This is a genomic window from Aliihoeflea sp. PC F10.4, from assembly GCF_054612275.1.
The window spans coordinates 4,290,289-4,304,885 of the sequence record NZ_JBTSWH010000001.1 but is presented as its reverse complement, the minus strand read 5'-3'; the positions used below and the strand labels follow the sequence as shown (position 1 = coordinate 4,304,885).

At 62.6% G+C, this 14,597-nt stretch carries 17 protein-coding genes and 1 riboswitch; of the genes, 8 read left to right on the top strand and 9 right to left on the bottom strand.

The window, feature by feature from the left end; all coding sequences use genetic code 11:
- Nucleotides 1-33 precede the first annotated feature (33 nt).
- From ftsE to ACX82Z_RS21615, 4 genes are all read left to right on the top strand, one after another.
- A complete protein-coding gene (gene ftsE / locus ACX82Z_RS21630; RefSeq protein ID WP_459911940.1) occupies nucleotides 34-693 on the top strand; it encodes a cell division ATP-binding protein FtsE in 660 nt (219 codons plus the stop codon).
- Nucleotides 686-1,648: a cell division protein FtsX gene (locus ACX82Z_RS21625; protein WP_459591142.1), complete on the top strand. Its 963-nt coding sequence runs from the start codon at nucleotides 686-688 to the stop codon at nucleotides 1,646-1,648. The genes ftsE and ACX82Z_RS21625 overlap by 8 nt, the downstream gene beginning before the upstream one ends.
- Nucleotides 1,649-1,759: 111 nt before the next feature.
- Nucleotides 1,760-2,461 (top strand): YdcF family protein, encoded by a 702-nt coding sequence (locus tag ACX82Z_RS21620; protein ID WP_459591141.1) that lies wholly within the window; start codon nucleotides 1,760-1,762, stop codon nucleotides 2,459-2,461.
- 74 nt (nucleotides 2,462-2,535) lie between these two features.
- A complete protein-coding gene (locus ACX82Z_RS21615; RefSeq protein WP_459591140.1) occupies nucleotides 2,536-3,336 on the top strand; it encodes a lysophospholipid acyltransferase family protein in 801 nt (266 codons plus the stop codon).
- Here the strand turns inward: ACX82Z_RS21615 and ACX82Z_RS21610 are convergent.
- On the bottom strand, nucleotides 3,329-3,844 hold the full coding sequence (locus ACX82Z_RS21610) for a gamma-glutamylcyclotransferase (RefSeq protein ID WP_459591139.1): 516 nt from the start codon (nucleotides 3,842-3,844) through the stop codon (nucleotides 3,329-3,331). The two genes, ACX82Z_RS21615 and ACX82Z_RS21610, sit on opposite strands and share 8 nt — an antisense overlap.
- Before the next feature lie 62 nt (nucleotides 3,845-3,906).
- On the opposite strand from ACX82Z_RS21610, the gene ACX82Z_RS21605 reads away from it, so the two are divergent.
- Entirely contained in the window at nucleotides 3,907-4,902 is a 996-nt protein-coding gene (locus ACX82Z_RS21605) for a DUF2125 domain-containing protein (protein ID WP_459591138.1), read from the top strand.
- On the opposite strand, the gene ACX82Z_RS21600 is transcribed toward ACX82Z_RS21605, so the two are convergent.
- Nucleotides 4,899-5,831 (bottom strand): prephenate/arogenate dehydrogenase family protein, encoded by a 933-nt coding sequence (locus ACX82Z_RS21600; protein WP_459591137.1) that lies wholly within the window; start codon nucleotides 5,829-5,831, stop codon nucleotides 4,899-4,901. The genes ACX82Z_RS21605 and ACX82Z_RS21600 overlap by 4 nt on opposite strands.
- A 1-nt stretch (nucleotide 5,832) precedes the next feature.
- Nucleotides 5,833-6,930: a histidinol-phosphate transaminase gene (hisC, locus tag ACX82Z_RS21595; protein WP_459591136.1), complete on the bottom strand. Its 1,098-nt coding sequence runs from the start codon at nucleotides 6,928-6,930 to the stop codon at nucleotides 5,833-5,835.
- An 85-nt stretch (nucleotides 6,931-7,015) separates the two neighbouring features.
- A riboswitch (SAM riboswitch) is annotated at nucleotides 7,016-7,093 on the top strand.
- Nucleotides 7,094-7,145: 52 nt separating this feature from the next.
- Between hisC and ACX82Z_RS21590 the strand changes: the two genes are divergently transcribed.
- On the top strand, nucleotides 7,146-8,078 hold the full coding sequence (locus ACX82Z_RS21590; RefSeq protein WP_459591135.1) for a homoserine O-succinyltransferase: 933 nt from the start codon (nucleotides 7,146-7,148) through the stop codon (nucleotides 8,076-8,078).
- Nucleotides 8,079-8,121: 43 nt separating this feature from the next.
- On the opposite strand, the gene ACX82Z_RS21585 is transcribed toward ACX82Z_RS21590, so the two are convergent.
- From ACX82Z_RS21585 to ACX82Z_RS21570, 4 genes are all read right to left on the bottom strand, one after another.
- The gene (locus ACX82Z_RS21585) at nucleotides 8,122-8,358 is read right to left on the bottom strand and encodes a sulfurtransferase TusA family protein (RefSeq protein WP_459591134.1); all 237 of its coding nucleotides are present in this window, start codon (nucleotides 8,356-8,358) and stop codon (nucleotides 8,122-8,124) included.
- Nucleotides 8,359-8,365: 7 nt separating this feature from the next.
- A complete protein-coding gene (locus tag ACX82Z_RS21580) occupies nucleotides 8,366-9,553 on the bottom strand; it encodes a L,D-transpeptidase family protein (RefSeq protein ID WP_459591133.1) in 1,188 nt (395 codons plus the stop codon).
- Between the two features lie 139 nt (nucleotides 9,554-9,692).
- Nucleotides 9,693-10,646: an acetyl-CoA carboxylase carboxyltransferase subunit alpha gene (locus tag ACX82Z_RS21575; RefSeq protein WP_459591132.1), complete on the bottom strand. Its 954-nt coding sequence runs from the start codon at nucleotides 10,644-10,646 to the stop codon at nucleotides 9,693-9,695.
- Nucleotides 10,647-10,732: 86 nt separating this feature from the next.
- The gene (locus tag ACX82Z_RS21570; RefSeq protein ID WP_459591131.1) at nucleotides 10,733-11,656 is read right to left on the bottom strand and encodes a site-specific tyrosine recombinase XerD; all 924 of its coding nucleotides are present in this window, start codon (nucleotides 11,654-11,656) and stop codon (nucleotides 10,733-10,735) included.
- Nucleotides 11,657-11,752: 96 nt separating this feature from the next.
- On the opposite strand from ACX82Z_RS21570, the gene ACX82Z_RS21565 reads away from it, so the two are divergent.
- Nucleotides 11,753-12,079, top strand: coding sequence for a hypothetical protein (locus ACX82Z_RS21565; protein ID WP_459591130.1), 327 nt, complete (start codon nucleotides 11,753-11,755; stop codon nucleotides 12,077-12,079).
- A 73-nt stretch (nucleotides 12,080-12,152) separates the two neighbouring features.
- Nucleotides 12,153-12,410 carry a glycine zipper domain-containing protein gene (locus tag ACX82Z_RS21560; RefSeq protein ID WP_459591129.1) on the top strand — a complete coding sequence of 86 codons (258 nt, stop codon included), beginning with the start codon at nucleotides 12,153-12,155 and terminating at the stop codon, nucleotides 12,408-12,410.
- A gap of 54 nt (nucleotides 12,411-12,464) precedes the next feature.
- Here ACX82Z_RS21560 and ACX82Z_RS21555 read toward each other — a convergent pair whose 3' ends face one another.
- A complete protein-coding gene (locus ACX82Z_RS21555) occupies nucleotides 12,465-13,250 on the bottom strand; it encodes an ATP-binding cassette domain-containing protein (protein WP_459591128.1) in 786 nt (261 codons plus the stop codon).
- 11 nt (nucleotides 13,251-13,261) lie between these two features.
- Nucleotides 13,262-14,575: a sugar ABC transporter permease gene (locus tag ACX82Z_RS21550; RefSeq protein WP_459591127.1), complete on the bottom strand. Its 1,314-nt coding sequence runs from the start codon at nucleotides 14,573-14,575 to the stop codon at nucleotides 13,262-13,264.
- Between the last annotated feature and the right edge of the window lie 22 nt (nucleotides 14,576-14,597).

Below are 14,597 nucleotides of genomic sequence, written 5' to 3'. Positions count from 1 at the left end.
GTGCGCAGTTTGATTCCGGTGAAGGTCGGTGCGGTGATCCAGTTCGAAAATGTCGGCTTGCGCTACGGGATGGGCACGGAAGTGCTTCGCGACGTGTCGTTCCATGTGCCGGCGCGTTCCTTCCAGTTTCTGACCGGCCCGTCCGGCGCGGGCAAGACGACGCTCTTGCGGCTATTGTTCATGTCGCTGAAGCCGACGCGCGGCCTCATCACTGTTTTCGGCAAGGATCGCGCGCGCATCTCGCCGCGCGAACTGCCGGCCATGCGCCGGCGCATCGGCGTCGTGTTTCAGGATTTCCGTCTGCTCGATCACATGACCACCTATGAGAACGTCGCGTTGCCCCTGCGCGTACGCGGCCGCGACGAAGCGAGCTACAAGCAGGACGTGATCGAACTTTTGAAATGGGTCGGGCTGGGGGAACGCATGCACGTTCTGCCGCCGGTCCTTTCCGGCGGCGAAAAGCAGCGTGCCGCCATTGCCCGCGCGCTGATCGAGCAACCCGACATGCTTCTCGCCGACGAGCCGACCGGCAATGTCGATCCGCCGCTGGCGCGACGCCTCCTGCGGCTTTTCATGGAATTGAACCGTCTGGGAACGGCAGTGGTGATCGCCACGCACGATCTCGCCTTGATGGATCAGGTAGACGCACGGCGCATGGTTCTGACCGGTGGCAGGCTCGACATCTATGACTGACATCGTTCAAACCGCTGCCTTTCTGCCGGCGCGCCGCACCAAACGCACCCGTCCGCCTATCGTGCCCGCGCAAAACGTCGCCGGCACGGCGCTCGTCGTCGTCATCGCGATCATGACGTTCCTCTCCTGCCTGACACTCGGCGCGGTCACGCTGGTGCGCGATGCGTCGAGCGCCTGGCAGACGGAAATTTCGCGAGAGGCGACGATCCAGATCAAGCCGGCGGACGGCGTGGACATGGAAGCCTCGCTGATCGAGGCCCAGCGCATGGCGTCCGGCTTTGCTGGCGTGCGCGTCGCCTCGATTGTCGACGAGGCGGCAACCGCACGCCTGCTCGAACCGTGGCTTGGAACAGGGCTCGACCTCGACGAACTGCCGGTGCCGCGCCTGATCGTCGTCACCATCGATCCGCTCGCCCCGCCCGATTTCGAAACCATGCGTGCCATGCTCGCCAGCGAGGTGCCGGGCGCATCCCTCGACGATCACCGCACATGGGCCGACCGTCTCGTGGCGATGGCCAGCACGACCGTTGCGATCGGTCTGTCCGTCCTTTGCCTGATGCTTGCCGCGACCGTGCTGACCGTCGTTTTCGCCACGCGTGGCGCGATGGACGGAAACGGCCACATCATCGAAGTCCTCCATTTCGTCGGAGCCGAGGCCCGCTTCATCGCGGGCGAGTTCCGCCGTCACTTTTTGCTCACTGGCCTGAAGGGCGCGGCGATCGGCGGCGCGGCAGCGATCGTCGTCTTCATCGGCTTTTCGATCTGGTCGTCGGCCAATCTCGCGACACCGGAGGGCGATCAGGCCGCCGCCCTGTTCGGCAACTTCGCCATCGGCCCGACGGGCTATCTCGGCGTGGCGCTGGTCGCCGCAACGGTCACCGTTTTGACCGGCGCGACGACGCATCTGACCGTTTCCGGCTATCTTTCGGAGCTGGACGGTCGACAAAACGCATGACGGCCGGGGTTTCGGTGGAAATCTTTTGTGTGTTCGCGCGTTTCGAGGCACTACCTTGGAGCAGATTCGCCGCGTAACGATACGGGGCGTAAAACTTTGGTGCTGAAGAACATGCGAGGACGCAGCGCGTATGATTTGGAGCGCGTGGGCGGAAGGCGAAGCCTGCCGGCTCTTGCGCGCGTCTCGATCATCGTTGCGCTTTGCCTGGGTTTCGTATTCGCAGGCGGATTTCTGGTTTTCGCGACCCATGTCGGACGGCTGCAGACACCGGCGGACCCAGGCGACGCCGATGCCATCATCGTCCTGACGGGAGGCGTGGCGCGTCTCGACGCCGCCATGCAGCTTTTGCAGGAAGGGCGCGGCAAACGACTTCTGATTTCCGGCGTGAACCCGGTTGCGCGCCCCCTCGACATCCAGCGCGCGACGGGCGCCGACGAAGACCTCTTTTCCTGCTGCGTCGATATCGACCGCGACGCGACGAACACGATCGGCAACGCGGCAGAGAGCGCAAAATGGCTCGAACAGAACGCGTTTCGAAGCGCGATCGTCGTCACCAACAACTACCACATGCCGCGCAGCCTGCTCGAAATGGGCCATGCGCTGCAAAACGCGCGGCTGACGCCCTATCCGGTGGTCACCAATCGTCTCGATGGCGGGCAGTGGCTGGGAAGTCGCAGCGCGCTGCGCGTCCTTTTTACCGAGTACACGAAATACCTCGCGGCACTGGCGCGAACGACAATCATGCAGCCGCGCGACGGCAACCCCGCATCGGTCGTCGTGGAGGCCGGCGCGAGCCGCCCGGCGGAGCCCTGAAAGTTCGGCGCAGCATTTGCCTTTGCAGCATCATCGTGTAACCAGCGACGGCTGAAACAGAACGAGCCCGCCCGATGCTGCAAATCCGTTCGCTCGCCTTCAACGTCGCTTTTTATGCGAGCCTCATCCTCCAGATGCTGGTCTGGACACCGGTCTACTTTTTCCTTCCGCGTCATCTGGCATGGTTCGTCCCGCGCACATGGTCGCGCTCCAGCCTTTGGCTGATGAAGGTGATCGCCGGAACGGATCACAATATCGAGGGCGTCGAGAATCTGCCGGACGGCGGTTACATCCTCGCGCCCAAGCACCAGTCGTTCTGGGATACGATCTCGTTCTTTCCCTATATGCCGGACCCGGTTTACATCCTCAAAAGGGAGCTGACCTGGATACCCTTCTTCGGCTGGTACATCGGCAAGATGAAGATGATCCCGATCCATCGCGGCAGCCGCTCCAAGGCGCTGCGGCAGGCGGTCAAGATCGCGCGCGAGCGCATGGCCGAGGGACGACAGCTCATCGTCTATCCGGAAGGCACGCGCCGTCCGCCCGGCGCCGAACCAGCCTACAAATACGGCATCGCCGAGCTTTACGCGCAGTTGAACGTGCCTGTGGTGCCCGTCGCCCATGTCGCGGGCCTGTATTGGCCACGCCGCAAGTTCCTGCGTTATCCCGGCACCATCCACGCCAAGTTCCTGCCGGCCATCGAACCGGGGCTCGACAAGGAAGTGTTTCTTGAACGCCTCGTGCGCGAAACCGAAGCGGCCTGCGACGAGCTTCTGGTCGAGGTCGCGCGCGATCCGAAAGGACCGCCCCTCCCCCCCACGGCGCTTGACCGGCTGAAGGCGCTGGGCGTCGAGCCTGTGGCGCGCTCTAGCTGATCTTTCGCGCCACGCTTTCGAGCCAGTGGTCGCGAATGCCGAGCGCATCCAGATGCGCAACCGTATTGAGAACGTATTCCTCGTTCGGACCCGACTTTCCAACCGCGCCATGGACGGCGAGCGCGGCATGCTCGGCGTCGAGCCCGCCCGCATATTGCGGATGGCTGCGGTCGACGACATAGGTTAGCGCCTCGACCACCGCGCCACTCTCAAGTCGGATCGGCAGCCGGCGCTCGTGATAGACGTTGGTGACCAGTTCGCGTTCGCGCAGATAGGCCGTGACCTCGTCGCACAGCGCGTCTGGCACGCGAAACGCCATGCCGATGCACGAGCCGCCCCGGTCGAGCCCGAGAACGAGGCCCGGCCGCTCGGCCGTACCGCGATGGACATGCGAGCGCACGCACAGCGCGCGCCGATAGCCGTGAAGCCGCGCGCGATGCGTCTCCGTATGTGCAAAGCCCGGCCGCCACATCAGCGAGCCATAGCCAAAGACCCAAAAATCGCCCATATCGCCTTGGAACTGTTGGTCGCCGGGCAAGCCGGCCGGAACTGGGTAGCGAGGCAGGCGGCATGGCGTCAAGACAATCCGGCGGAACGAGTTATGTTCGCCGCTTCGTGTTTTTGCTGGTTGCCATCATCGTCGTGATCGCCGGCTACACCTATGGATGGAACTACGCCGCAGATCGGCTTGTTACGGAGGCCAACACGCGCGTCGCCGCGCTCAATCAGAGCGGCCGGCGAGCGAACTGCGAAAATGCCGAGGCGCGCGGCTATCCGTTCCGGATCGGCCTTTTCTGCCGCTCGGTCATGTATATCGACGCTCCGGCGGGCATAGCCGTTCGCGCCGGAGCCATGCGCACGGCCGCGCAGGTCTATCAGCCGAACCGCATCGTCGGCGAACTGGACAGCCCTGCCATCGTCGAGTTTCCGAGCCTCAATGCCCAGGAAGTGACGTGGGAAACGCTGCAGTCCTCGACACGTCTGACGGGACGGCGACCGGACATCCTGTCGATCGTGGCAACGAAGGTCGCGATCGGCCCCGATTCGGCTCCCTCGGGAGAGCGCCCCGCAATGTCAGCCGACAGCGCCGAGTTTCACATGCGCCCGGCCGGTGACGGCCGCGATTTCGCATGGCGCTTCGAGCGCCTGTCGCTCGACCCGCGCCTTCTCGGCGACGGCACGCTGCCTTTGCTGAGCGGTGAGGCGGATGTGAATTTCCCCGTCGATCCATCCGCAGCGCTGTCCGCCGGGCGGGTCCGCGGGCTCGGCGCGACGATCAACTCGATCGTGCTGCGAACCGCCGGAAACGAGACCGCGGCGCGGATCACTGGGCCGGTTTCCGTCGACGAAGCGGGTCTGATCGACGCACAACTGACGATGACGCTTGAAAATCCGCAGGTCTTCGCGCGCATCCTCAGCGAATTCTTCCCCGGCGCGCGCGATCAGATTCGTCTTGCTTTCATGGGCGTTGCCGCGCTCGGCGACACGCCATCTTTGCCGGTGCGTATCGACAAGGGCACCGTCTCGATCGGCTTCTTCCGTCTCGGAAATATCCCGCCGCTCTAGTCGCCTTTGGGCTTTGCGACCTGACGGCCGAAATCGGGCGCGTCGATCTCCTGGCCCGCATCGATGATCGAGCGGCGGATATGCCGCGTGCGGGTGAACAGATCGAACAGCTTGTCGCCGTCACCCCAGCGGATCGCCCGCTGGAGCGAGGCGAGGTCCTCGGAAAACCGCGCAAGCATTTCGAGGATCGCGTCCTTGTTGTGCAGGCACACATCCCGCCACATGGTCGGATCGGATGCCGCCAGACGCGTGAAATCGCGAAAACCGGACGCCGAATATTTGATCACTTCGCTTTCGGTCACCGATTCCAGATCGTCCGCCGTCCCGACGATGTTGTAGGCGATGATGTGCGGAAGATGGGAGACAATGGCCAGAACCATGTCGTGATGCTGCGGGTCCATCGTGTCGATGTTCGAGCCGCAGGCCCGCCAGAAATCGGCAAGCTTTTCCACTTCGGCGGGATCGTTGCCCTCGAGCGGCGTCAGGATGCACCAGCGATTGGCGAAAAGCTCGGCAAAGCCGGCGTCGGGGCCGGACTTTTCGGTTCCGGCCAGCGGATGGCCAGGGATGAAATGGACGCCGGCGGGAATGTGCGGCGCCATCTGGGCGATCACCGACGCCTTGGTCGAGCCGACATCGGTGACGATCGCTCCGGGCTTCAGCGTATCCCTGATCGTCAGTGCAACCGCTTCGGACGCACCGACCGGCACCGAAACGATGACCAGATCGGCGTTCTTCACTGCCTCGGCGGCGTCCGCCACGTAGCTGTCGCCAAGTTCGAGTTCCTCGGCGCGTTTCAGCGTCTCGGCGCTGCGCGTGGAGATGACGAGATGGCCTGCGAGCCCCTCGCGACGAATGATCCGCGCCAGCGACGAGCCGATGAGGCCGATGCCGATAAGCGTGATACGGTCGAAATGCGGTTTGGTCACGTCAGGTCTTCATGAATTCGGTCAGGGCGGCGACCACGCCGCGATTGGCCTCTTCGGAGCCGATCGTCATGCGCAGCGCGTTCGGAAAGCCGTAGCCGGTTACCCGGCGCAAGATGTAGCCGCGCTCGGTCAGATACTGATCTGCTGCGTCAGCCGAACGGCCGTTTTCAGGGAAATGGATCAGCACGAAATTGCCGACGCTGGGTGTGACCCGCAGGCCGATCTTCGTCAGTTCGTCGGCGACCCAGGGCAGCCATGCCTCGTTATAGGCGACGGCTTCCTCAACGTGGTTGCGGTCGCGGATCGCCGCTGCGCCGGCCGCGATGGCGAGCGCGTTGACGTTGAAGGGACCACGCACGCGATTGACCGCATCGATGATCGCCGCAGGCGCATACATCCAGCCGATGCGAAGCGCAGCAAGGCCGTGAATCTTGGAAAAGGTGCGCGTCATGACGACGTTCTGCGAGGCGGCGACCAGTTCCACACCGGATTCATAGTCGTTGCGGCGAACATATTCGGCATAGGCCGCGTCGAGCACCAGAAGCACGTTCTTCGGCAGTTCGGAATGCAGGCGGCGCACTTCTTCGAAGGGCAGATAGGTGCCGGTCGGATTGTTCGGATTGGCGAGGAACACGATCCTCGTGCGAGGGGTGACGGCGGCGAGAATCGCGTCGACGTCGGCGCGCTCGTCCTTTTCCTTCACCACCACCGGCACGCCGCCGGACGCCAGGATCTGGATGCGGTAGACGAGGAAACCGTGCTCGGTGAAAATGCCCTCGTCGCCGGCCGTCAGATAGGTCTGCGCCAGAAGGCCGAGCAGTTCGTCGGACCCGTTGGAGCACAAAATGTTCTGCGGGTTGAGGCCATGTACCTCGGCAATGGCGTTTCGCAATTCGCTGGCCGAGCCGTCCGGGTAAAGTTCGGCTTGCGACAACATCTGCGCCGCCGCGTCGAGCGCGTCGGGCGAAGCGCCGAGCGGCGTTTCGTTGGACGACAGCTTGTGGATCTTGCCCTTCGACGCATCGCCATGCTTGCCCGGCACATAGGCGGCGATATCCATCACACCGGGGCGGGGCTGCGGGCGAAGCGTGTCGGTCATGGTCGATTGTCCACGTTTGGGAAGGCGGCTTTCCTCTACCAAGCTTTGCGATTGACGCAAAGGGCGCGCGTGCCTAAAAGCTTCGCTGAAGATCCGTGGTGATTTGGCCGGTCGGCTTGCAGCCACGTTAAACAAGTAGCTAAAGGGCCGCTCGCAATAGTCCGTTGGGGCCGGCCGCGATTTCGCCGCCGGTCTTTTTCGTTCTGGAGTGCGCCATGCCGATCAAGATTCCCGACCAGCTTCCTGCCCGCGACATCCTCGTGCGCGAGGGCGTATCGGTAATGGACGAGCAGACGGCGCTCCGGCAGGATATCCGACCGTTGCAGATCGGCCTTCTCAATTTGATGCCGAACAAGATCCGAACCGAAACGCAGTTCGCGCGACTGATCGGCGCGACGCCGCTCCAGATCGAATTGACGCTGGTGCGCATCGGCAATCACAAGGCCCGGAACACGTCCGAAGACCACCTGATTTCCTTCTACCAGACATGGGAAGAGGTGCGTGAGCGGCAGTTCGACGGCTTCATCATCACAGGCGCGCCGATAGAGTTGCTGCCCTTCGAGGAGGTCGGCTACTGGCAGGAACTGACACAAATTCTCGACTGGACGACGACCAACGTTCATTCGCCGTTCTTCGTCTGCTGGGGCGCGATGGCTGCCGCCTGGCATTTTCACCAACTCCCCAAATATCCGCTCGACGAAAAGGCGTTCGGCGTCTTCCGCCATCGCAACAACGCCCCGGCATCGCCTTATCTCACGGGCGTTTCTGACGATTTCGCCGTGCCGGTATCACGCTGGACGGAGGTGCGCTCGGCCGATATCCGGCCAGATTCCGGTCTTGAACTTCTCATGGAATCGGATGCGACCGGGCCTTGCATGCTGGCGGAAAAGACCGGCAACCGGCTCTATATGTTCAACCACATCGAATATGATTCCACGTCGCTCAAGGAAGAATACGACCGCGACGTCGCCGCCGGCGTGAAGACGCAATTACCGCACGCCTATTATCCTGACGACGACCCTGCGCGCGCGCCTCTCAACCGCTGGCGCTCGCACGCCCATCTTCTGTTCGGCAACTGGATCAACCAGGTCTACCAGACCACCGCCTACCAGCTCGAAGATATCGGCAAGAACCCGCCCGCGCGGTAGGCTGAAGTTCGCCTGTCGCGCACGGCCATGAAGGATGCAGTCGTCACGACGCCGGTCGGCTGAGCTTTTCGATGACGAACCGATGCCCGCCTTCGACAGCCTCGCTCGACACGAGGCGGTGACCGTCTTCCGCACAAAACGCCGGAACGTCGACGCTCGCCAGCGGGTCCGTCGTCTCGATGGTCAGCGTGTCGCCCGGCTTCATCGCCTGAAGACGCTTGCGCGTCTTTAGCACCGGAAGGGGGCAGTTCAGCCCCCGAAGGTCGTAGATTTCACTCAAGCAGGCCTCAGTTGCCGAAAAGGCTCATGAGGCGGCCAAGGCGCGAAGGCTGTTCGGCCGGCTGCGCGATGACCGGCGCTGCGGCCTCGACCGCTTCCGCGGCCGTCTCTGCAGGTTGCGGAGCAGCGGCTGGCTGTGGCGCGGCGGCCGGTGCTGCCGGCTGTGCCGGACGCGTAACGGACGCCGTCGTCACCGCAGGGCGCTCACTCGGCGCACGCGTGGAAACCATGACGCCGGACTGCTCGAAATTCGGCGGTTCGCGGCTGACGCGTTCGCCGCGTGCCCGCTTGCGCGACCAGTCGGCGACGAGAGCGGCCTCCTTGACGCCGCCAATCGAGGCGGCTGGCTTGGAGGCCGAGGAGAGCGCCGAGGTGAAAGCGGCATCGAACGTCGACTGGTAGGTCTTGTAGGCCGTTTGCAAAGCTTCGGGCTGCGTGGCTGCCGGGCATGCCCCGGTCGGCGAGAAGGATCGCCCGTCGGCGGTAAACTGGTTGAAGACGTAGCGACGCTCGCACACATCAACTTTCGGCGGCACTTTGGTGATCTCGAAGTGGTCGTAACCTTCCTTGAGCATGGTCCAATACGCGTAGTTCGCATCGCTCTTGTAGCGCGCCATGTTCTGCGCGGTCATGCGGAAGGGAAACGCCTGAAGCTGGAACGCCTGCTGTCCGCCCTTGAAGGCATCGCGCGCGAAAGCGTAAATCTGCTCGACGCCCTCGTCCGTCATCGAATAGCAGCCCGACGAGGAACAGCCGCCATGCACCATCAGATGCTGGCCGGTGCGACCATGGGCGCGGTCATAGGCGTTCGGAAAGCCGATATTGAACGACAGATGATGGCTCGAATTCGGGTTCATCTGGTGCGCCGCAACCGTGTAGAACCCTTCGGGCGCCTGCCGGTCACCTTCGGTGAATTTCGGACCGAGCTTGCCCGAATACGTGCAGATTTCGTAGGTCTGGACAAGATCGTAGCGACCGTTGTCCTTCTGCTTCCAGACTTCGAGAACCGATTCTTCCTTGAAGAGGCGAACCATGATCGGGGATGTCGTCGCCATCCCCTTCGTCTTCATCGTCTGGACGATCTTGGCGGGAAGCTGCTTTTCGGCCTTCGGCGCGATATCTTCGAGGGACGCGTTGCAGCCCGCCAGCATGGTTGCGGCGGCAAGGACGGCGACATGGACAAGGCGAAGATTCATGGTCGTGGACGGCTCTCGTTCATCCCCCAGGGACGATTCATGGCGCGAACCGTCCCGTAAAACCCGACGATAGACTGGTTAACCTTGAAAAACCCTTACCACAATAGAAAATTTACGCGGCCCTGACGCAAAGGCAGGATCAGGCGAGGCTGCGACCGATCGCGAGGAACTTTTCGCGGCGGTGTTCGCGATAGTCCATATTGGCGCTTTTCAGTTCCTCAAAGCCGCGTGCAATCTGCTCGCCTGCCGCCTCGATGACGTTTTCGCGCCCGCGATGCGCGCCGCCGAGCGGCTCGGCGATGATCCCGTCGATGATCTTCAGATCGAGCAGGTCCTGCGCGGTGATCTTCATATTCGTCGCCGCATCCTTGGCGCGAGTCGAATCGTGCCACAGGATCGAGGCGGCACCCTCCGGCGAAATTACCGAATAGATCGAGTGCTCCAGCATATAGACCTTGTTGGCGACGGCGATCGCGATCGCGCCGCCCGAACCGCCCTCGCCGATGACGACCGAGACGCTCGGAACCTTCATCGACAGACATTGCGAGGTGGAACGCGCAATGGCCTCGGCCTGTCCGCGCTCTTCGGCGCCGATGCCCGGATAGGCTCCGGCCGTATCAACGAGCGTGACCATCGGCACGTCATAGCGGTCGGCAAGTTCCATGATGCGCACGGCCTTGCGGTAGCCTTCCGGGCGGGCCATGCCGAAATTGTGCTTCAGGCGCGTCTTGGTATCCGCGCCTTTTTCCTGGCCGAGCACCGCGACAGGCTGACCGCGAAAGCGCGCGAACCCGCCGATGATCGCGTTATCCTCGCCGAAATTCCGGTCACCGGCCAGCGGAGTGAAATCGGTGAAGAGACCGGAAATGTAATCGACGCAGTGCGGACGGTCTGGATGGCGGGCGACCTGCGCCTTTTGCCACGGCGTCAACTGGCGATAGGTGTCGCGCAACGCCTCGCGCGAACGCTTTTCCAGACGCACGATCTCGTCGCCGACATCCACCGACTCGCCACTGTCAGCAAGTTTCCTGAGTTCCAGAATCTTACCTTCGAGGTCTGCAACGGGCTTTTCGAAGTCGAGATAATTATACATGGACTCTCTGGCTTATCGGCGAGGATCGGCGAGCGGGCGTGACGGCCAACGCTTGATGATGCGGGCTTCACATAGCGGTCGGGGCGTTAATCGGCAAGCGGATGGTGATTCGAAACAAGTTCGCTAAGCGTCTTGTCGAGGACATGCGTATAGATTTGCGTTGTCGAAATGTCGGCATGGCCCAGCAATTGCTGGACCGCGCGCAAGTCCGCCCCGTTTTGCAAAAGGTGGCTCGCAAATGCGTGGCGCAGCACGTGTGGTGACAGGTCGGCGGCCTTGATGCCTACGCGCGTGCCGAGCGCTTTGAGATCGCGCGCCAGCACCTGCCGGGCGACATGGCCCTCCCGCGAGCGGGCGGGAAACAGAAACCTGCTTTCGGCCCACGCCGGATCGGCGTTGCGCAGTTGGACCCACGCATCGAGCGCGTCGCGTGCTTCTTCGGACAACGGCACAAGCCTGTCCTTGCCGCCCTTGCCACGAACGGTGAAGAATCGCTCGCGCCGTGAGGCGACCGTCAACGGCAGTTTCACCAGTTCGGAAACGCGCAGGCCCGTCGCGTACAGCAATTCTGCCATCGCGCGCAGTCTGAGGCATCCGGCGCGGACGCCACCGGCGAGTTCGGGCTGGTCGGCTTCAAGCGCGGCCCGTGCCAAAAGACGCTCGACAACCGATTCGCCCATGCTTTTGGGCAATGCACGCGCCTTACGCGGCCCGTCGACCGTCACGGTGGGATCGTCGCCACGCAGCCCCTCCGCATAGAGAAACTTGTAGAACTGGCGCAGCGCCGACAAACGGCGCGCCTGCGAGGACGCGCTGAAGCCGCGAACCGACAAATCTTCGAGATAATCGCGCAGGTCCGCCGGTGTGGCGGGCGCAACGCCACTGCGGCGCGCCAGGAAAAGCTGTGCGTCGTCAAGGTCGCGCCGATACGCGGCGAGCGTGTTGTCGCTCGCACCGCGTTCCGTGCCCATCATTTCCAGAAAGGATTCGATCCTCAAAGCGCTCGTCATCCGGCCAAACTTGCGCAGGATTCCTTATCGTTTGATGAAGCACTCGGGAACCAACTTCACGTTCCATCCGTTTGTCGGCGTCAAGGGAACGTGGATATGGAACACATCGCTGCCATTCTTCTGATGATCGGATGCTCGGGCGATCTCGCAAAATGCGAGGAAATCGCAGTACCGACTTTCGCATACGAGACAATGGAAGATTGCAATTCGGACCTTTCTTCGGTGCGATCCGCCGCCGAGGGAACATATCCGAAGATGTTTGCCGAATGCCTTTCCGTCGATCCCATGCTGGTCGAGGCAGATGCCGAGCTGGTTTGGGACATCGAGGACGGCAAGCTGGTCGCGTCTCTTGAGCCAATGGTAGAACCGGATATGGCGGTTGCCATGTCGCGCGGCGAAACTGTTACGACACGTTGGGAATAAATGACTTGATTATCAAACCGCATGCACTTCATTTACCCGCAGAAGGGCATGCCCATCCTACTGGAGGTTGTAAATGAAGAAGACAATTTTGGCCTTGGCCGCAACCATGATGATCGCAGCAGGCTGCACGACCGCCGAGCAGACCGCAGTTGGCGGCGCGGCGATCGGCGCAGGCGTTGGCGCAATTGCAACCGGCGATGTCGGCGGCGCAGCGGTTGGTGGCTTGATCGGCGGCACCGCCGGTTACCTCGTCGGCCGTTCGCAGCAGCGTCAGGGCTGGTGCGTCTATCGCGACCGCCGCACGGGCGAGCGTTACGAAGCACGCTGCTGATCGGGCAGATTGCCAATTGAAAAGGGGCGCTCCGGCGCCCCTTTTTCGTATGTGTCAAGCGGCGATTTTCAGCGCGCCCGGACCGGGTATCGCACCGGGTGGACATTTGCCCAAAATGATCATTCCGAGCACCTCGTCCTGGCTGACGTCCTGCGTACGCGCCGTTCCGACGACCTGCCCGTTCTTCATCACGACGACGCGATCCGCCAGATCGAACACGTCGTGAATGTCATGGCTGATCAGGAAAATGCCGATCCCGTCATTCTTCAACTGCAAGACGAGTTCGGATACCTGCGCGGTTTCCTGCGGCCCGAGCGCGGCGGTCGGCTCATCCATGATGAGGATGCGGGCGTTGAAATGGATTGCACGGGCGATGGCGACCGACTGACGCTGCCCGCCCGACAGCTTCATCACCGGTTCCTTGAACCGCTGGAAACGCGGATTGAGCCGTCCCATCACCTTTCGCGTTTCAGATTCCATCGCGACGTCGTCGAGCGTGCCCCATGGCGTACGCAGTTCGCGCCCGAGAAAGAGGTTGGCGGCGGCATCGACATTGTCGGCAAGCGCAAGCGTCTGGTAGATCGTCTCGATGCCGTATCGCTTGGCGTCGCGCGGATTGGCGATATCGACTTCTTCGCCATTGACGCGGATCGTTCCCGCATCGCGCCTATAGGCTCCCGACAGAATCTTGATCAGCGTCGACTTGCCCGCGCCATTGTGCCCCAGAAGCGCGACGACTTCGCCGGGGTAAAGGTCAATGCTCGCATCGTCGACGGCATGGATGCCGCCGAACGAGATCGATATATTGTTCATTTCGACGAGTGGAGTGCGGTTTTCCATCTTCGTTCTCCTCAACCCACGCGGCGACGGTAGATCGTATCGAGCCACACGGCGACGACCAGCACCGCGCCGACGACGATGTTCTGAAGCGGTGAATCGACACCGAGAAGGATCATGCCGGTGGCGAGCGACTGCATGAGCACCGCGCCGATCATCGCACCCGCGATCGTGCCGACACCGCCCGAAAGCGACGTGCCGCCGATGACGGCTGCCGCGATGACCAGAAGCTCGTCGAGCGTGCCTTGCGCGTTCGTCGCCGCATTGAGACGTGCTGTAGAGATACAGGCGCCGATCGCCGCCAACCCGCCCATCAGCATGAAAATCTTCATGGTGATCCAGCGGGTATTGATGCCGGCAAGCGCCGCTGCTTCCGGGTTCCCGCCGATGGCGAAGACGTAGCGGCCGAAGCGCGTACGTGTCGCAAGGAATGTCATCGCAATACCGACCGCAATCGCGATCAGCACGGGAATGGCGATACCATGCGCGATGAAGAGGCCGCCTTCGGGGATTTCGATATTGTTGGCCTGCGCATAGCGGTTCACGATGCCGGCCGGCCACGGATAGGAATTGGCGACATAGACGGCGCCGAGGATCAGGAAACAGGCGACCCCGGCCAGAAACGCTTCCGCCCAGATCGGACGAAGCGGAAACTTGAAGCGCCGTCGCTGTTTGCGCGCGTTCCAGATGAAAAAGAGAACCGCTGCGCAGGCGATAAGACCGACCACCCAACTCCACGTCGCACCGATCGCACCTTCCGCGCCGCCGCCCAGAAGCCGGAATGTCGGGTCCATGGGCGCGACGGTCTGGCCGCTCGTCACCCACCATGCCGCTCCGCGCCATACGAGCAGTCCGCCAAGCGTCACGATGAAGGCCGGCACCTGCATATAGGCGATGATGTAGCCGTGCAGCGCGCCGATCACGACGCCGGCGACGAGCCCAATCAAAATAGCCAGAATCCAGAGCGCGGGATGATTGAAGCCGAGATATTGCGGCAGATAGACGACCTGTGCCACGCCCATGATCATGCCGGTGACGCCGAGGATCGAGCCGACGGAAAGGTCGATGTTGCGCGTGACGATGACAAGGACCATGCCCGTCGCCATGACGGCGACCGAGGCGGACTGGACGGACAAGTTCCAAAGATTTCGCGGCGTCAGAAAAAGCCCGCCGGACAGGACGTGGAAAATCGCCCAGATCACCGCCAATGCGCCCAGCATGCCGAGCATGCGCACATCGAGTTCGGTGGCTTTCAGGAAGCGGGCGACCGAGCCAAGCTCGGATGCACGGGCCGTTTCGACGGGCGTGGGGGATGTCGTATCCGACATCGGCTCCTCCATGGCAGGCGCT